The sequence below is a fragment of the Gordonia neofelifaecis NRRL B-59395 genome (assembly GCF_000192435.1).
In the GTDB taxonomy this organism is placed as follows: domain Bacteria; phylum Actinomycetota; class Actinomycetes; order Mycobacteriales; family Mycobacteriaceae; genus Gordonia; species Gordonia neofelifaecis.
The window spans coordinates 30837-48368 of the sequence record NZ_AEUD01000020.1 but is presented as its reverse complement, the minus strand read 5'-3'; the positions used below and the strand labels follow the sequence as shown (position 1 = coordinate 48368).

The 17532-nt window shown below is 68.3% G+C and carries 15 protein-coding genes; 10 read left to right on the top strand and 5 right to left on the bottom strand.

Annotation, left to right across the window (positions count from 1 at the left end):
* Positions 1–137: 137 nt before the first annotated feature.
* From SCNU_RS17920 to SCNU_RS17890, 7 genes are all read left to right on the top strand, one after another.
* On the top strand, positions 138–1919 hold the full coding sequence (locus tag SCNU_RS17920; RefSeq protein WP_009680832.1) for a serine/threonine-protein kinase: 1782 nt from the start codon (positions 138–140) through the stop codon (positions 1917–1919).
* On the top strand, positions 1919–2725 hold the full coding sequence (locus tag SCNU_RS17915; protein WP_009680831.1) for a hypothetical protein: 807 nt from the start codon (positions 1919–1921) through the stop codon (positions 2723–2725). The genes SCNU_RS17920 and SCNU_RS17915 overlap by 1 nt, the downstream gene beginning before the upstream one ends.
* Positions 2726–2970: 245 nt before the next feature.
* Positions 2971–3918, top strand: coding sequence for an acyl-ACP desaturase (locus SCNU_RS17910; RefSeq protein ID WP_009680830.1), 948 nt, complete (start codon positions 2971–2973; stop codon positions 3916–3918).
* A gap of 158 nt (positions 3919–4076) precedes the next feature.
* Complete coding sequence (locus tag SCNU_RS17905) at positions 4077–5522, top strand: WS/DGAT/MGAT family O-acyltransferase (protein WP_009680829.1); 1446 nt, start codon at positions 4077–4079, stop codon at positions 5520–5522.
* Between the two features lie 22 nt (positions 5523–5544).
* Positions 5545–6228 (top strand): nitroreductase family protein, encoded by a 684-nt coding sequence (locus SCNU_RS17900; protein WP_009680828.1) that lies wholly within the window; start codon positions 5545–5547, stop codon positions 6226–6228.
* 55 nt (positions 6229–6283) lie between these two features.
* The gene (locus SCNU_RS17895; RefSeq protein WP_139026112.1) at positions 6284–6595 is read left to right on the top strand and encodes a hypothetical protein; all 312 of its coding nucleotides are present in this window, start codon (positions 6284–6286) and stop codon (positions 6593–6595) included.
* A gap of 397 nt (positions 6596–6992) precedes the next feature.
* The gene (locus tag SCNU_RS17890) at positions 6993–7742 is read left to right on the top strand and encodes an alpha/beta fold hydrolase (protein ID WP_009680825.1); all 750 of its coding nucleotides are present in this window, start codon (positions 6993–6995) and stop codon (positions 7740–7742) included.
* A gap of 78 nt (positions 7743–7820) precedes the next feature.
* On the opposite strand, the gene SCNU_RS17885 is transcribed toward SCNU_RS17890, so the two are convergent.
* The gene (locus tag SCNU_RS17885; protein WP_009680824.1) at positions 7821–8345 is read right to left on the bottom strand and encodes a hypothetical protein; all 525 of its coding nucleotides are present in this window, start codon (positions 8343–8345) and stop codon (positions 7821–7823) included.
* Between the two features lie 164 nt (positions 8346–8509).
* Between SCNU_RS17885 and SCNU_RS17880 the strand changes: the two genes are divergently transcribed.
* Together SCNU_RS17880 and SCNU_RS17875 are read left to right on the top strand one after the other, a co-directional pair.
* Complete coding sequence (locus SCNU_RS17880; protein ID WP_009680823.1) at positions 8510–10006, top strand: basic amino acid/polyamine antiporter; 1497 nt, start codon at positions 8510–8512, stop codon at positions 10004–10006.
* 28 nt (positions 10007–10034) lie between these two features.
* Positions 10035–11282 (top strand): arginine deiminase, encoded by a 1248-nt coding sequence (locus SCNU_RS17875; RefSeq protein ID WP_009680822.1) that lies wholly within the window; start codon positions 10035–10037, stop codon positions 11280–11282.
* A gap of 53 nt (positions 11283–11335) precedes the next feature.
* On the opposite strand, the gene SCNU_RS17870 is transcribed toward SCNU_RS17875, so the two are convergent.
* The gene (locus SCNU_RS17870) at positions 11336–12919 is read right to left on the bottom strand and encodes a GMC family oxidoreductase (protein ID WP_040518834.1); all 1584 of its coding nucleotides are present in this window, start codon (positions 12917–12919) and stop codon (positions 11336–11338) included.
* A 22-nt stretch (positions 12920–12941) separates the two neighbouring features.
* Positions 12942–14645, bottom strand: a complete 1704-nt coding sequence (locus tag SCNU_RS17865) for an aldehyde dehydrogenase family protein (protein ID WP_009680820.1) — start codon at positions 14643–14645, stop codon at positions 12942–12944.
* Positions 14646–14819: 174 nt separating this feature from the next.
* Between SCNU_RS17865 and SCNU_RS17860 the strand changes: the two genes are divergently transcribed.
* On the top strand, positions 14820–15995 hold the full coding sequence (locus SCNU_RS17860) for a PucR family transcriptional regulator (protein ID WP_009680819.1): 1176 nt from the start codon (positions 14820–14822) through the stop codon (positions 15993–15995).
* A gap of 12 nt (positions 15996–16007) precedes the next feature.
* On the opposite strand, the gene SCNU_RS17855 is transcribed toward SCNU_RS17860, so the two are convergent.
* Positions 16008–16535, bottom strand: a complete 528-nt coding sequence (locus tag SCNU_RS17855; protein WP_009680818.1) for a DUF4334 domain-containing protein — start codon at positions 16533–16535, stop codon at positions 16008–16010.
* Positions 16532–17464: an oxygenase MpaB family protein gene (locus SCNU_RS17850; protein WP_139026110.1), complete on the bottom strand. Its 933-nt coding sequence runs from the start codon at positions 17462–17464 to the stop codon at positions 16532–16534. Before SCNU_RS17850 ends, SCNU_RS17855 begins: the two co-directional genes overlap by 4 nt.
* Positions 17465–17532 lie beyond the last annotated feature (68 nt).

The following is a 17532-nucleotide window of genomic DNA, read 5'->3' as shown; positions in this document are numbered from 1 at the left end:
AGTTCGGCGCAGATGCGGCACAGACGCGGCGATGGCGGGGAGGCGTCATTCGGGAAGAGGAGCCGCAGACCGGAAACGTCCCCGCACACCGGTAGCATTCGGCGCGAACAGCATGCACCTGGTGAAACGGCGGAGGAATGTTCGGAATCGGGGACGACATCGCGGGCTACCGCGTCGAACAAGTGCTCGGCGCGGGAGGAATGGGCGAGGTCTACAAGGTCGCCCATCCACGACTGCCGCGCAGTGACGCCATCAAGGTGCTGCGGTCCGCGCACGGTTCGGACCCCGTGGTGCGCCAGCGTTTCGAACGCGAGGCGGACCTGATGGCACCGCTGACACATCCGAATCTGGTCCGCGTCTACGACCGCGGCGCGTTCGGCGACGTGCTCTGGATCGCGATGGAGCTGGTGCCCGGGACAGACGCGTCGAAGATCTCCAAGTCGTCGCCCGCAGGGATGGATCCGCGACTCGTCGTCAGCATCGTTAACGGCGTCGCCGCCGGACTGGACGTCGCGCACCGGCACGGGGTGCTGCACCGTGACGTGAAGCCGGCCAACATTCTGATCACCCCGGGGAACGACCCGGTCAACCCGGAGGCAGTCAAGGTCACCGACTTCGGCATCGCGCAGGCCCTGGGTGAGGCGGGTGCCGGTCTCACCGGCACCGGGACCACGGTCGGCACCATGCGCTACTGCTCGCCCGAGCAGATCGACGGACGCCGCGTCGACGCGCGCAGTGACATCTATTCGCTGGCGGCCACCGCCTTCGAGTTGCTGACCGGAAGCGCCCCGTACGACGCGAACAGCCTTCAGGGTCTGATGACCGCCCATCTGTTCGCCGAGCCGCCGCGGGCGTCCGAGCGGACCCGGTCGCTGCCGCCGGCGGTCGACGACGTACTGCGCGCCGGGCTGGCGAAGGACCCGGCCGCGCGCCCGCCGACGGCGACGGCGTTCGCGCATGCGCTGTACTCGGCATTCACCGGTGGCGCCGTGAACCTGCCGCCGAGCGGTCCGATGTTCGCGAACACGCCCGGTGCACCCGTTCCCGGACCGACCCGCGGCGGACCGTCCGGGCCGGTGCCGGTGTCACCGCAGCCGTTGCCGCAGGGTCCCGCAGCGCGGTGGTACCAGCGCGTGCCGGTGGTCGCGTCGATCGCCGTGGTCGCGGCGCTGGTCGTCGGAGTGGGCGGAGCGTTCGCATGGAACAGCGCGGCAGGTCTGGGGAAGCCCAATGCTCCTGACGCGAAGATGACCACCGCGGGAGTCGAACTGTCGTGGCCTGCGGTCAGCGGCGCCGAGCAGTATCTGATCAAGCAGGACGGCGAGGTCATCCGCATCGTCGACGACAACTCGTACGTGGTCGGATCGCCGCTTCCCGGCAAGCACAGTTACTCCGTCGCAGCACGCTCGACGTCGTCGGACGGCTCCGGGTTCTCGGATTCGACGGACCTGACCGTGACGCAGACGTGGGGCGAGTTCCTCGAGATCGCGAAGCTCTACCCGGAACTGATTCCCAGCACGCCCGTCAACTCGAACGGATTCGAGTCGCTGTGGTGCCGCGGGCTCGGGCTCTATCCCGTCGACAAGGCGGACAAGGCGTCGCGACTGATCATGTGCGACAAGACCGACGGAGCCAAGGTCGCGTACTCGGTGGGCGTGGCGTCCTACTCGAACAGCCAGGACGCCGCTGTCGCCGCCACCGGTGAACTGCCATACACGGCGCCGACTGAGTTCGGTTTCACGACTGCTCAAGGCACCAAGGGCCGGGTCACGACGGGCGTTCAGAACGACGCCGGTCGCGCGGTGTTCGTGTACTCGGACGAGGACACTCCGCGCGCGACGACGTACGTGGAGGTGTCGGTGCCCGGGGCGAGGGATCCGAAGGAAGCGCGCGCGATCATGGGAAGGCTTCCGTTCTGATGACACAGCTCACTTCCGGTCGATCGGGGATTCCGGCGAAGACGCTGATGGTCGTCGCGGCCGTTGCCGTGTTGGTGCTCGTGGCGTCGTTGTTCGCAGTCCGGGCGATCATCGGCGGATCGTCGCCGGATGCTCCCGGCGGGCTCAGCTTGTCCGCCGACGGCGGCGAGGTGAAGGCGGTGTGGAACGGCGTCTCCGGCGCCGACGAGTACCTGCTGATCCGCGATGATGGAACCGTCGTCTATTCGGGACCCGACACGACCGCCGTCGACCAGACCGCGGGGACCGGTGACCACCGTTACCGGCTGCGGGCTGCGGACTCGGGCCGATGGTCCGCCGACAGCGCGGAGAGCAAGGTGACCGTGGTCTCCGGGTGGGGCACGCTCGCCCCGATGGCCGCGCAGTTCCCCAAGCTGCTGCCGCAGACCCCCGACGCGAAGGGCTGGCAGGACATCACCTGCCGGTCGATGGTGCGCGCGATGCGGATCGAGCGCGGCCCCTCGGATACCGGCTCCGGTGCGGCGCTCATCAAGGACCGCATGCATTGCTTCAACCCCAAACTGGTGATTCAGCCCGCGTGGATGACCTCGAAGGATGCGACGGATCAGTTGTTCACCGACATCTCGAAGAACGCCTCGCCGGAGTCGGTGAGCTGGCGGTACGGCACGGGGTACGTCGTGGAGTCCGAGCACGCCGCATACCTGCGACTCGCCGATCGGGACGACGTCGTGTTCACCGTCCTGCTCGACGCCGGAGGCCGGAAGGAACTGCTCGACGTCGCGAATCAGATTCCGCTGGACGAGTGAATCGCTGATCGGCGTCAGAACTGCGGTCGGTCGTCGCTGGTCTCGATCGCTGCGAATGGGGTCTCGCGTGCGTTGCGGTTCGCGGCCCGTTCGATTCTAGTTTCGGGGTCTGGCAATTCCGGCCGATCGCCTGAGCGACGATCGTGACTCGGGTCTAGGCGTGTGCGGGGCGAGTTGCGTCCACCTCCTCGCTGCCCTACCGTGCGGTAGATCACACATACGACAACGCGTGGGGGCGACACTTCGTGCCAGATCTGACTCAAGTCCAACTGCTGACAGAGCTCGAGCCGGTGGCGGAGGCGGAACTCAACCGTCATCTCTCGCTCGCGCGGGAATGGCACCCGCACGACTACGTGCCCTGGGAGGAGGGCCGCAACTTCGCGGCCATGGGCGGCGTCGACTGGGAACCCGAACAGTCGCAGCTGAGCGAGGTCGCCAAGGCCGCGATGACGCTTAACCTGCTGACCGAGGACAACCTGCCCTCGTACCACCGCGAGATCACCGAGTACTTCTCGCCCGACGGCGCCTGGGGTACGTGGGTCGGCCGCTGGACGGCGGAGGAGAACCGCCACGCGATCGTCATGCGCGACTATCTGGTGGTCACCCGCGGCGTCGACCCCGTCGCCCTGGAGAACGACCGCATGGCCAACATGACCAAGGGCGCGCACTCCGACGACCTGTACGGACTGCTGCGCGGCGTCGCCTACGTCGCGGTGCAGGAACTGGGCACCCGCGTGAGCCATCGCAACACCGGCAAGGCGTGCAACGATCCCGTCGCCGACAAGATGCTGCAGCGCATCGCGGCCGACGAGAATCTGCACATGATCTTCTACCGCAACATCTGCGGTGCGGCGCTCGACCTGGCGCCCGACCAGGCGATGGAGGCGATCAGCAACGTCGTCACCACCTTCGAGATGCCCGGCATCGGCATGCCGAACTTCCGCAAGATGAGCCTGGTGATGGCGAAGAACGGGATCTACGACATCCGTCAGCACCTCGACGACGTGGTGTGGCCGGTGCTGCGGAAGTGGAAGATCTTCGAGCGCGACGACTTCACCGGCCGCGGCGCGGCGGCGCGCGACGAGCTCGCTCTGTGGCTGGAGAAGACCGAGCTCGATGCGCAGCGGTTCGAAGAGCAGCGCGACCGCATCCTCGCTCGCGAGGCCGCGAAGCGGGAGTGGGTCGGCGTCTGACGCCGTCCTGCGGTTTCACGACGGCACGTCACCTTCCTGGAGTGGCTTAACGCAGGCCGTGCCCGACGCCGGCACCCGCGGCGCTACTGTGAACAGGCACCGAATGAGAACACGTTCAGGTGCGTGTACGACAGTTGCTCGAGAAGAGGGGTCGGAGCATGCAGAGGTTGAGCGGCCTGGACGCATCGTTCCTGTACCTGGAGACGCCGTCCCAGGTGATGAATGTGGCGGCGATCGTGGAGGTCGACCCGTCGACGATCCCGGGTGGGTACACGTTCGAGTCGCTGCGTCTGGAGATGGACCGCCGGGTCCGCGCGCTCCCCATGCTGCGGCGGAAGCTGGCCGACTCCCTGACCAACGTCGACCATCCGGTGTGGGTGGAGGACGAGGACTTCGGCATCGAGCGGCACGTCCATCGCGTGGCGATCCCGGCGCCGGGCGGCCTCGAGGAGCTGGCACAGATGTGCGGTCATCTGGTCGCGCAGGTCCTCGACCGCAAGAAGCCGCTCTGGGACATGTGGGTGCTCGAGGGCGTGGCCGACGACAAGATCGCGCTGGTACTGCGAATGCACCATGCGTGCGTCGACGGCGCCACGGTCGCGGAGATCCTCGCCGAACTGGCCACCACCTCGCCTCAGCCGCCCGCACTCGACGCCGACCGCGTCAAGGAGAGTGCAGGCGGAGCCTCGCGTTCGGACATGGCGGTCGGCGGAGCGGTGAACTTCTTCCTGCAGCGCCCGGTCGCCGCGCTCAAACTGATTCCCAAGACGATCCCGGTGCCGTTCGAGTGGTTCAAGCGTGCCCGGTCCGGTGACGGGATGCCCGCACCGTTCCTCGCACCGCGGACGCGGTTCAACGCGCCGCTCACACCGCGCCGGAATCTCGCGTTCGCGCAGATGCCGCTCGACGACGTCAAGCGCGTCAAGGACCACTTCGGGGTCAAGGTGAACGACGTCGTGCTCGCCATGGCGGGCGGTGCCCTGCGCGAGTACCTGGAGGCCCGCGGCGAACTGCCCGAGGAACCGCTCGTCGGATTGGTGCCCGTGTCCGTCCGCGGCGTCGCCGAGGACGATCTCATCGAGACCGGGACCAACAAGGTGACCGGCATGTTCACGCGTCTCGCGACATCGGTGGCCGACCCGGTTGAGCGGATCCGGCTGGCCGGCAAGTACGCCGACCAGGCCAAGGGGCACCACCAGGGGATCGACGCGAACATCCTCCGCTCGTTCGCCGAGTTCGCACCCGGCAACACGCTCGGCTCGCTGATGCGCGTGTACACCGATCGCAGGCTGTCGGGCCTGCACCCGCCGGTGTTCAACGCGATCATCTCGAACGTCGCCGGCCCGAACCGGCCCATGTACATGCTCGGGGCCCGCGTGTCCGCGGTGTACCCGATGGGGCCGATCTTCCACGGGCTGGGACTCAACATGACGGTGATGTCCGTCGACGGCAGGCTCAACGTCGGCCTGCTGTCGTGCCCGGACTTCGCCCCCGACCTGTGGGATCTGGTTCAGGGCTTCCAGACGCAGCTCGACGAACTGCTCGCCGCGGTGGACGCGGACCTGGCGAAGGAAGCCGAGTCGGACGAGGACTCCGGCGAGTAGCACCCCACGGCAGGAGTAGCGCATGCAGTTCGACGACGTGATCCGGACGACCTTCGCCGCGCGCGAGTTCACCGCCGATCCGGTCCCCGACGACGTGCTCGGCGAGATCTTCGAGACCGCCCGGTTCGCGCCGAGCGGCGGCAACCGGCAGGGCGCACACGTGATCGTGGTCCGCGATCCGGAGAGCAAGGCCCGGTTGGCGGAGCTGAGCAAGCCTGCGGCACGCCGCTACCTGGCTCAGCGGTGTGCGGGGGAGAATCCGTGGAATCCGGTCCATCCGACGGCGGTGACCGAGGCCGACCTCGCAGAGACGCGTGGAGTGGACGGATTCGTCGCACCGATCGCCGTCGCACCGGTGGTGCTGGTGGTGACCGTCGACCTCGCCGTGGTGGCGACCACCGACTCGGAGCTCGACCGCGTCGGCATCGTGGGTGGCGCGTCGGTGTATCCCCTGGTCTGGAACATCCTCACCGCGGCCCGGTCACACGGTTTCGGCGGCACCATCACCACGATGATCAGTGCGGAGGAGGAGGGCGTCCGCGAACTGCTCGGTGTGCCTGCGACGCACGCCGTCGCGGCGGCGATACCGCTCGGTCGGCCGGTCAAGCAACTGACCAGACTGAGGCGGGTGCCGGTCGCGGACTTCGTGACACGGGAGCGTTTCGACGGTGCGTCGTTCGGCGCGGATGAACGATCGCGCGGTTAGAACCCGAATCGATCGGTCGGCCGTCGCGATCGCGACGACGATTCGGATCTGCTGTGTGGCGCTGACCATCGGCGCGGTGTTCGTGACGCACGATGCGGGCAACGCCTTCGTCGCCATCACCGCGGTCTGGTGTCTGACCGCGCTGCTTCTCGGCATCCGGCCCAAGTGGGACGACGGGTACGACATCGACCGGCCGTTCTGGCAGGCCGCGCTGATCGTCGCGGGCTGGATCGGGGTGTGCGCACTGCTCGTGCTGCCGGTCTGGATCCTCGCGTTCTATCTGGCACCGTCGATCGCGCTCGCGGTGCTGGTGTTCACCGTCGCGCGACTGGTGTCGCGAGGGCAGGTGCGCCGGGACGGGCGCTGAGTCGGGACGGCAGCCGCCCGACATGAAGAAACCGGCAGGCGTCGAAACGCTTGCCGGTTTCTTCGACGTCTCGAGCTACTCGCTGCTGCCGGCGCCGAGCAGGCCCGAGAGGGAGCCGGTGCTGTCGGAGCTGTCGCCGCCGAGCAGCGAACCGAGGAGAGCCATGATGATTTCCATGTGAATGTCCTTCCGGGACAACATAATTGGGGAGGGTGCGGACGATCTTTGCGATCATCACCGCTGTGACATTACGTACTCGCCGCTACGAAAGTGAAGCCGATCACGTTGTTTCGCCCGATTGGTGGACATCTGCGTGGCACGATTCTGGCGTCCCGCCCCCGGCCCGCCGCAGGACCGCACCTGACTCCTCGGGGGAGCGCGGGTCTACCCTGGTGCGATGCGCAAGATTCACAGTGCAGACGCCGTGGGCCAGGCGCTCGCGGTCGACGTCTCGGGCTGTCTCAGCCGCGGGGTCCCGGTGGTCCTCGTCCATGGGATGGGCAGCGACCACAGCACGTGGGCGCCCGCCGTCCGGATGCTCCGGGCCACGTGTCGGCCCACGATCGCCGTCGACCTGCGCGGCCATGGACGCAGCGACCACGCCGAGAGCTACCGCCTCGACGACTTCGCCGACGACCTGGGACGCGTCGTCGACGATCTGGGCGTCGACCGCTTCGATCTCGTCGGCCATTCCCTGGGCGCGCACGCCGCGCTGCGGTACTCGATGGCGAACCCGGAACGGGTGCGACGACTGGTGCTCGAGGAGGTCCCGCCGATGCCGCGCGACGAGAATGACGTCGCGGAGAAGATCGCGCCCGCCGCGTCGCTCGGTGAACGACTCCGCGGCATCCGCGCCCTCGCCGCCAACCCCGGACCGTTTCTGCGCTTCGACCGGGCGCTTCCGGAGGCGGTGACGAGTCAGTTCGACGTTCCGGAACCAGCCTGGTGGGACCGGTTGGCGGGGGTGTCCGCTCCGACGCTGGTGATCTCCGGCGGCGACCGCAGCTTCCTTCCGCCGCGGCATCTCCGCTCGGTCGCCGACGCCCTGCCGGACGGCCGGATGGTCACCATCGACGCCGGCCACAGCGTGCACCGAGATCGCACCACCGACTTCCTCGCCGCGCTGATCGACCACCTCGACGATTGAGCCGGTCAGGAACATCCCGTCGCCACCCTCGGCGGCCCGCGGCACGACAGCGGACTCGCGTGGCTCTGGCGCGCCCGGTCACGAAGCGGGCAGCCCCAGCCGGTCGCTGATCGGCGCGAGCGCGGCGTGATACGCGGCTGAGACTTCGGCGGCCGTCGGTCCGCACGCGACGTCCGACCGGTCCAGCACCGCGCGGCCGTCGGCGAGCACGTGGACGCCGTAGGTCGATCCGCCGACGCAGCCGGTCGGTGCGGGCGGCAGGTCGTCGAGTGCGGAGAGGCCCTCCACCAGCTGCCCCCACTGCACGGAACTGACGTCGGTCGACGTGGTCGTCGCATCCGCCGGAGCGTCGCCCTTCGCGACACCGTAGCCGCCGACGATCGCGGTCGCCCGGCTTCCTGCGGTCCGGACGAGGTACTCGTGATGTCCCGGCGGCGGAACCGCCGGGCCGGCATAGGTGTATTCGATGCTCGACGTGGCCTGCGGCAGGTCGCCGACGGTGAGTCTCGACGGCGCGGGATCGTCTGATCCACAGGCCGCAGTCAACGGGGCGACCGCGACCAGCAGCGCGGCGATGGCGGCCGGGGCGATACGGCGGGTCATGCCCACTCACGATACGGACTGTCGACTGCGATCGACCGGAGAGTCGTTGCCTCCCAGCGGATCGACCAGATCTCGCGGCACACCCGGCGCGCGACCGGTTCACCGCGTACGTTCAGACTACTGAAGGGAGTTTTGCGCCGATTCGAGCGGATGGGGAGTGACACGTGGCGGAAGCGCCGGAACAGACACAGAAGGTCAGCCTGCCGACGCTGACCGCGATGGTCGTCGGATCGATGATCGGCTCGGGCGTGTTCCTGCTGCCGCGCCGATTCGGCACCGAGACCGGTGCATTCGGAGCGATCATCGCCTGGACCATCGCGGGTGCCGGAATGTTGATGCTGGCCTTCGTCTTCCAGCGATTGGCGATGCGCAAGCCGGACCTCGACGCGGGCCTGTACGCCTACGCGAAGGACGGCTTCGGGGACTACATCGGCTTCAATTCGGCGTTCGGTTTCTGGGCGTCCGCGTGCGCGGGCAATACGTCGTACTGGGTGCTGATCATGGCGACCACCAGCGCGCTGTTCCCGGAACTCGGTGACGGTTCGACGCTGCTCGCCGTGGCGCTGTCGTCGGTCGGCGTCTGGTTGTTCTTCCTGCTCATCAGCCGCGGCGTGCAGCAGGCCGCGATCATCAACCGGATCGCGACCATCGCCAAGGTGGTGCCGCTGATCGTCTTCATCGTGCTGGCGATCGTGCTGTTCGACGCGGGCTATTTCGCCGACAACTTCTGGGGCGGCAACGGCATCGAGGTCGGCTCGCTGTGGGACCAGATCACCGGGACGATGCTGATCACGGTGTTCGTGTTCATGGGCATCGAGGGCGCCAGCATGTACTCGCGCTACGCCCGCAAGCGTTCGGACGTCGGCAAAGCGACGGTCTTCGGTTTCCTCGGCGTCCTCGGCGTGTTCGCTCTCGTGACGCTGGTGTCGTACGGTGCTACGTCGCAGGGCGACCTGGCGGCGGCCGAGCAGCCTTCTGTCGCGTCGGTTGTCGAGCATCTCGTCGGCGACTGGGGCTCGGTGTTCATCCGCATCGGTGTCATCGTCTCGGTTCTCGGCGCCTATCTCGCGTGGACATTGATGGCCGCCGAGATCCTGTACATTCCGGCGCGGGCCGACGACATGCCGAGGTTCTTGCGGCGCACCAACAAGGCCGGAGCGCCGATCTCGGCGCTGGTCCTGGCGTCGCTGTTCGTCCAGGCGCTCCTGGTGGTGCTGCTCTTCGTCGACGACGCCCTCGACTTCATGCTGGATCTCACCGCGGCCCTGGCGCTGGTGCCGTACTTCCTGTCGGCGCTGTACATGCTGCGCCTGGTGATCAGACGCGAGACCTATGAGGACGACGATCGGCGTCGTCGCGGCGACTTGATCATCGCCGCCCTCGCGGTCCTGTACACGGCGTTCCTCGTGTACGCCGCCGGCCTGGACAAGCTCTTGCTCGCCTGCGTCATCTACGCGCTCGGCACCGTGCTGTTCGTCGTCGCGCGACGGGAGCAGGGGCTGCGCGTCTTCAAACCGGTCGAGGCGGTGATCTTCGGCGTGCTCGCCGTCGGCGCGATCGTCGGCGTCGTGCTGCTCGCGACCGGGACCGAGGACTTCTACGACCATCCGGACCAGGAGCGGCACTCGTACTACGTGACCGATCCGTCCGGTGAACACTGATCCGCCCGCTACGAGAGGACCCTTTCACATGACCCGACCGTCTGACCGGTACGGCGTGCACTCCGAGGTCGGCACCTTGCGGAAGGTGCTGGTCTGCGCGCCCGGACTCGCCCATGAGCGGCTGACCCCGACCAATTCCGATGACCTGCTCTTCGACGACGTGCTCTGGGTGCAGAACGCCAAGCGCGATCACTTCGACTTCATGACCAAGATGCGCGACCGCGGCGTCGACGTGGTGGAACTGCACAACGTGCTCGCGGAGACCGTGGCCGACCCGGTGGCGCGGACCTGGTTGCTGGACCGCAAGATCGTCGCCAACGACGTCGGCGTCGGCCTCGTCAAGGAGACGCGAGCGTATCTGGACGAGCTTCCGGCGCGGGAACTCGCCGAACTGCTCATCGGCGGCATGTCGACGCGGGATCTGCCGAAGGACCTGCGGCCGCCGTACATGGCGCTGGCTCGTGAATCGACCGGGGTCAACGAGTATCTGATGCCGCCGCTGCCCAACACCCTGTACACCCGCGACACCACATGCTGGGTCTACGGCGGGGTGACGCTGAATCCGCTGTACTGGCCGGCGCGGCACGACGAGACCCTGCTGATGAAGGCCGTGTATGAGTTCCACCCGGACTTCGTCGGATCACAGGTCCTGTGGGGCGACCCGGAGCAGTCGTGGGGACAGTCGACCATCGAGGGCGGCGACGTGCTGGTCCCCGGCGACGGGGTTGTCCTGATCGGGATGAGCGAGCGGACCTCGCGGCAGGCGATCACCCAGGTGACACTCGATCTCTTCGCGTCCGGGCAGGTGCGGAAGGTGATCGTCGCGGGCATGCCGAAGCTGCGGTCGGCCATGCACCTGGACACGGTGTTCACGTTCGCCGACCGCGACCTGGTGACCGTCTATCCGAAGATCGTCGACGCCATCACGCCGTTCACGCTGGTGCCGTCGGACAGGCATCCGGGGCTCGAGGTGATCGAGGAGTCCGACCACTTCATCGAGGTGGTCCGCAAGGCGCTGGGCCTCGACCGCCTGCGTGTGGTGGAGGCCGGCGGCAGCGAATACGCCTCCGAACGCCAGCAGTGGGACAGTGGGAACAACCTCGTCGCGGTGGAGCCCGGCGTGGTGTTCGCCTACGACCGCAACACCTACACCAATGCCCTCCTGCGGAAGGAAGGCATCGAGGTGATCACGATCGTCGGCGCCGAACTGGGACGCGGGCGCGGCGGCGGCCACTGCATGACCTGCCCGATCATCCGGGATCCGTTGCCCGCGTAGACTCCTCGGATCGAGACTCCCCGACCGCCGGTCGAGCGGTCGGGGAGGCCGGGTCAGCCCCTGATCAGATCCGCGGCGCGTTCGCCGATGACGACCGTCGGCGCGTGGGTGTGGCCGCGGACGATCTTCGGCATCACGGAGGCGTCGGCGACGCGCAGACCCTCGATGCCGCGGACCTTGAGGTCGGGCGTGACGACGCTCGCCTTGTCCGAGCCCATCCGGCACGTGCCGGTCGGGTGGTACAGCGTGTGCGAATGCCAGGTCAGCGCATCTTCGAGAGTGGCCTCGATGGTGTCCAGCTCCCGCTTCGGCTGCAGGAACCGGCCGATCTTCGACGCCAGCGGCTCCGACGTCGCGATCCGGTGGGCGGCGCGCAGACCCGACATCAGGGCCGCGCGGTCGGCGCCGTCGGCGTCCGACAGGTAGCGCGGGTCGATGAGGGCCTTGGCGGTCGGGTCCGACGACGCCAGCGAGACCGTGCCGCGGCTGCGCGGGTCGACGAGGATCGGACCGAGACCGATGCCGTGACCTGGCGCGTCCCCGATGCCCTCGTCGTAGAACGGCGCCGGACCGAAGATGATCTCGATGTCGGGCAGCTCCAGGTCGGGGCGGCTGCGCATGAAGCCGTAGGCCTCACCGACATTCGAGGTGAGCATGCCGCGGCGGCGTGTCAGATAGTTCAGCAACTCCAGCGGCTTCTCGGCGCCGAAGAGGGTGTCGGAGTCGACGGCGAAGCCGATCAGCGACATCAGGTGATCACTGAGGTTGCGGCCGACCTCGGGCAGATGCTGTGCCACGGCGATGCCGTGCGCGCGCAACTGTTCTTGATCGCCGATACCCGACAGCAGGAGCAGCTGCGGCGTGTTGATCGCGCCGCCCGAGAGGATCACCTCCCTGCGGGCGCGGACGGTGTGGGTGACGCCGTCCTTGAGGTACTCGACGCCCACCGCGCGCGAGCCCTCCAACAGCACCCGGGTCGCGTGCGCATCGGTGAGCACCGTCAGGTTCCGGCGCGACCGCGCGGGCTTGAGGTACGCGTCGGAGGTGCTCCAGCGCGATCCGTTCTTCTGGCACACCATCGTCTGCGTGAAGCCTTCCGGCTGAGGCAGATTGGCACGTTCGCGCTTGAATCCGGCCTGCTCGGCCGAGGCGAGGAAGTCGGACGTCCAACTGCGCGGGCTGCGCTGGTGGGCGACGTTGAGCGGCCCGTCGCGTCCCTCGTCGACCTCGACGGCGCCCTCGATCGACTCGATGCGCTTGAAGTACTCGACGACGTTGGCGAACGACCATCCGTCGCCGGCCTCCAGCGCCCATGCGTCGTAGTCGGCGGCGTATCCGCGCACCCACATCATCGCGTTCATCGACGACGATCCGCCGATCATCTTGCCGCGCGGGAAGAAGACCCGGCGGTCGCCGAGCTCGGGCTGCGGCTGGGTGAGGTAGTTCCAGTCGAGCTCGGTCTGGAACTGCTTGGAGAAGGCGGCGGGAATGCGGACGGACTGGCTCTTGTCCTCACCGCCGGCCTCGAGTGCGACCACCGTGTCGGCCGACCGCTCGCTCAGACGGGCAGCGACGACGGCTCCGGCGGAACCGGTGCCGACGACGACGTAGTCGGCGTCCATGGAAGTGGTTGTCATTGAGTCCCTTTCAGTCGAACGGTCAGCCGCGCAGGGCGGAGGCGAAGATTCCGGGCAGACGACTCGCCCGCGGATCGGCGGCGAACTCGGTGAGCCGCTTGCCGGTGGTCGCGGCGGTCTTGTTGTTCACGAACCATGGCGGCTTCGGCGACAGTGCGAGTTCTCCGCGGATCACCGATCGCGGGGCGGGGCGGAACGGCCCGCGGACCACGGTGCGCTCGATTCCGTCCATCAGCCAGGCGTTGTGCACCACGCCGATGCCGCTCTGCACGTCGTCGATGGTGTGGCCGGGGTACGCGCCCCACGACGCGGTCGGCGTCAGGTAGCCGACGCCGGTCCAGGCGTTGATGGCGATGGTTCCGTAGTGGAGGTCCTCGACGAGGTCGTCGAACGCCGCTCCGAGTTCCTTGACGCTGGCCGGCGCCGCGATGATGTTGACGCCGAGGGTGCCTGCGAAGACCTCGTTGGCCGTGCGCGCCGCGGCAGCGGTGAAAGACGCACCGGTGCCGGGGATCTCGACGACGCCGTAGACCGGTGAGAAGTACTCGCCGGACAGGATGGGTTCGGCCGAATCGGGGCGGACGTCGTCGACCAGCAGGCGACCGCCGCCCGGGCCCAGCCGCTCGGCGTTCGGGTACGACTCCAGCGCGCTCGCGACGCGGTCGTCGCTGCCGGGATAGTAGGCGGCGCGCTCGGGTGCGGCGGCGATGGCGTTGCGCACCTCGGCGAGGAACCGGTCCTTCTGATCCCAGTCCGACGAGATGATGAGGGCCTGCGATGCCACGCAGTTGTAGCCGCCGTTGTGCAGACGCTGGGTGGCCACGTGCTGTGCCTGGAACTTCAGGTCGGCGTTGCTCCACCGGCCGGGGATCACGATGGTGGGGGAGACGCCGCCCAGCTCGCTGGTGACCGGCTTGGTCAGTTTGGGGTCGCCCGCGCGCTTGCGCTCGACGGCCTCGTCCCCAACACCCCACACGATGGCGTCGTGGGTGCGTGCGCTGCCGGTCATGTGCACGTGGTTCACGAGATCGTGCTGGACCAGCGCGCCGCCGACCTCGGCCCCGCCGGTGACGATGCGGACCGCGCCGACCTCGATCAGCGGGGCGAGGACCTTGCTGAAGACCGGAAGCAGCGGATCGGTGATCGGGTTGAGCTTGAGCACCACCACGCGGTTGTGGGCGATCAGCTCGTACAGCACGTCCAACGGTGCGATCGACATGATGTTGCCTGCGCCCAGCACCACGCCGATGCCCGCGGTCCGCGACGGGTCGAGCTGCGCGAGCCCGGCCTCGGCCTTGGCGGCGGCGCGACTGACTCCGCGACGCAGCCACACCTCGGCGCTGAAGCCGCTGAGCAGCAGCTCGTCGTAGACGCTGGTCGGCAGGACGTTGACGGCGACGCGGTCGCGGACGTCGTGGAACTTGACGTCGGCGAGCGGACTCCGGCCCTTTGCGAGGTGGTCGAGGGTGTCGGCAAGGACGCCGAGGCTGGCCGCCATCACGTACGGTCCGGACATCCATTCCTCGCCGACCAGCGGCGAGTTCGGGTCGAGGCCCTTGATCTGCACGGCCGTGTCGACCCACTCCTGGGCGTGGGCGCCGGTGAGTTCGCGCATCCGCGTCAGGAGGTCGCGACGCTGCTCGAGCGTCGTCGTCGCCCAGCGGCGTTCGCCGTCGACGAGGTCGGTCAGCGCGGACTCGACCGCCTGCAGTTCGAGGTCTTGCATTTCTGCTCCATTCGCCAGGCGAGCGCGCACGCTCGGCAGTGATCGACTCCATTGTGTGAGTGGGGTCACCGACGGTGCCAGGTGTGGCGGCACAGGGTTGATCCGGCCGACTTTGTGCCGGTGCACAACGGCCGCGTATTCTGGGTCACACCTGCGATGATTGGACGTGCACGCGTGAACTCCCCGACCACTCCGCGGTTGAACTCACCCGCGCTTCTGCTGCTCAGCGACGTCGACTCGGTGGCGGAGGAGTTGGCGGTCCGCATCACCCGGGCCGACCGTTTCTACGTCGACGGCGGCCCGCTGGCGGAGGAGGAGTTGCGAGGCGCGTGCCGGGACAATCTGGCGGAGATCATCCGGGCGCTCGCCGGAGCGGAGCCGAACCTGAAGCCGGCGCTCGCGGTCGGCAGGCTCAAAGCCGAGCGGGGGGTGCCCCTGGCGGCGCTGCTGCATGCGTTCCGGCTCGGCGGCCGACTGATCTGGGAACAGCTGACGACGCTGTCGAAGGGGCCCGGTGACCCGGAACTCCATGAATGCGCGGCCCTGCTGTGGGAGCTGATCGACGCATTCTCCGACGCCGCGGTCGAGGCGTACCGCGACACCGAGACTCTCCTCGCGCACTCCGACGCGCAGGCGCGCTACCGATTGATCCGCACGTTGTTCGACGACCACGCCGACGGATCTGTCCGCTCTCTGGCCGCGATGCGCACGCTCGGCATCCCCGAGGACGGTGTGTTCCAGATCGTGGTGGTCGTACCGGCGGACCATGGCGCTGCTCTGCCCGGGCGCCTCGGCACCGCCCTGCGTGACGCCGGCGCGCACACCGTGTGGGACAGCCAGGTGGACGTGCACGTCGGACTGCTGCGGACTCCGTCGTCGCGAGAGGCCGAGCGGGCGATCGATCGCCTCGGCGAACTGGTCGGCGGCCGCGTCGGCGTCAGTTCGCCGTTCACCAATCCCGTCGCCGTCCCGACCGCGCTCGCCGAAGCGCGCCTGGCGTCCCGGAGTGCGGGCGTCGGCGAGGACCGGGTGGTCCGCTACGGCAGTGATCCGGTGGCGCACCTGCTCGCGGCGTCGTCGGAAGCGGGCGGCTCGCTGGCGAGGCAGATCCTCGGCGGGGTGCTGGAATCGGCGTCGTCGGAGCGAGCGGATCTGCTCGCCGTGCTGTCGGCGTGGTATCGGTGCGGCGGCTCCGCCGGCGACGTGGCCGAACAACTGCACTGCCACCGCAACACCGTGCGCTATCGGCTGCGGAAGGTCCGCGACCTCACCGGCCGCGACGTCACCGATCCCGTCCAGTCCGCCGAGCTGTACGCCGCGCTGCGGGCGGTCGAAGTGCTCGGCGGGTAGGCGGGATTCGGCTCAGTCCTGCGTCAGGGTGAAGAAGTACGGGGTCGGGGAGTTACGCAGGTCCATGGCGCCGAGCAGGGTGTCGGGGCGCAGCCGGCGGAAGTGATCGATGATCGGGAGGTCGTCGTAGATCATCGCCGCGCTCACCGTTCCGCGGTACTCCACCGATCGCAGTCGTGCGCGGTGCCGCCGGGTGCGGAGCGGTCGGAGGGCCGCGCTCGATCGGGGAATCGGCCGCTTCGGGAGCTTCGGTGCGATGGAGCCGAGCAGCGGGATCGGGATCAGTTTCGGATTCACCGGGTACAGCGAGCCCGGTCTGCCGAATAGGAGCGGGTGGACGTGGTCGGCGTCGTCGAACTGCTTGCCGTACCAGCCCGAGATCTCCAGCAGGCCGTCCATCGGATGCCCGGTCGGCACCTCGGCGCCGCGCCAGCGGCCGCGGAGATCGCCGGCGGCGACGGCGGGGAGCGAGTCGAACAAGGCTTCAGCGGCCAGGCGGCCGACGCCGGCGCTGAGCTCGTCGATGGTCGGCGCGGTCATGCGGTGGCCTTCTCGGGTCGATTGTGGAGGCGTCGCGGGTCGACGCCGGTGCGCTGCCAGCCCTCCGCGGCCCACGGTGTGTAGAGCAGTCGGACCGGGAGGCGATTGAAGAGGGGGTTGAGGGCGCGCATCGTCGCGGCGAAGCGGTCGAATCGGCGTTGTCTGCGGGCGTCCCAGGGGAGGTCGCACACCTCGCGCATCTGCGGTGGCAGGGTTCCGATGAACACGGTGCGCAGAACGGCGTTGAGCGGGGCTCCGACGATGCGCCACAACGGTTTCGGCATCCATGACGGCCCGGGCACGCCCTTCCGGAGATAGCCGGTCGCATACACGATGGTGCGAGTGGGAACGAACTTGTCGCACATCGACTCCCAGTACGCGACGAATTCGTCGTACGTCTGCGGCTGGCTGCGCGCCGACACCCCGTAGAGCTGATACCACGTCTTGCTCTCTTCGAAGATCTGCACCTTCTCCTCGTAGGACAGTCGCCGGATGAAGGTGTCGGTGATGTACAGGACCTGGTCGACGAAGGTCGCGTGCGCCCAGTAGTACAGCTCGGGGTTGAGTGCGTGGTAGCGCGAGCCGTCGCTGATGCTGCCCTTGATGTCTCGGTGGAAGTCGCGGACGCGGCGGCCCCACTCGTGCGGCCGATCGGAGTAGACGGTCCGCATGATCGGCGGGCCGGAGCGGCGGGCCCGGCCGAGGAAGTCGGAGAAGATGACCGAGTGGTCCTCCACGCCCTGCGCCAGTTGCTCGATGCAGTTCTCGGTGCCCGCCAGGCGCTGGAACCCGAGGATGCCGCGGACGTCGCCGTAGAACTTCCAGACCAGGGAGTCGGCGCCGAGCCGGAGTTCGACGGAGTCGACATCGACGTACGCGGGCTCCGCCTCGCGGATGCCGGTCTCGAACATGTCTGGTGTCGTCGTCATGCGACGACTGTAGCGCTCGGATGGAACAAATGTAAGTATCTGTTCCAATGGTTTGGGGCGGGGCATCG

Coding starts and splice junctions, on each gene's coding strand:
- SCNU_RS17875 (WP_009680822.1), top strand. CDS start 10,035: ATGACCCGACCGTCTGACCGGTACGGCGTGCACTCCGAGGTCGGCACC.
- SCNU_RS17920 (WP_009680832.1), top strand. CDS start 138: ATGTTCGGAATCGGGGACGACATCGCGGGCTACCGCGTCGAACAAGTG.
- SCNU_RS17915 (WP_009680831.1), top strand. CDS start 1,919: ATGACACAGCTCACTTCCGGTCGATCGGGGATTCCGGCGAAGACGCTG.
- SCNU_RS17855 (WP_009680818.1), bottom strand. CDS start 16,535: ATGACCGCGCCGACCATCGACGAGCTCAGCGCCGGCGTCGGCCGCCTG.
- SCNU_RS17865 (WP_009680820.1), bottom strand. CDS start 14,645: ATGCAAGACCTCGAACTGCAGGCGGTCGAGTCCGCGCTGACCGACCTC.
- SCNU_RS17870 (WP_040518834.1), bottom strand. CDS start 12,919: ATGACAACCACTTCCATGGACGCCGACTACGTCGTCGTCGGCACCGGT.
- SCNU_RS17905 (WP_009680829.1), top strand. CDS start 4,077: ATGCAGAGGTTGAGCGGCCTGGACGCATCGTTCCTGTACCTGGAGACG.
- SCNU_RS17885 (WP_009680824.1), bottom strand. CDS start 8,345: ATGACCCGCCGTATCGCCCCGGCCGCCATCGCCGCGCTGCTGGTCGCG.
- SCNU_RS17890 (WP_009680825.1), top strand. CDS start 6,993: ATGCGCAAGATTCACAGTGCAGACGCCGTGGGCCAGGCGCTCGCGGTC.
- SCNU_RS17850 (WP_139026110.1), bottom strand. CDS start 17,464: ATGACGACGACACCAGACATGTTCGAGACCGGCATCCGCGAGGCGGAG.
- SCNU_RS17900 (WP_009680828.1), top strand. CDS start 5,545: ATGCAGTTCGACGACGTGATCCGGACGACCTTCGCCGCGCGCGAGTTC.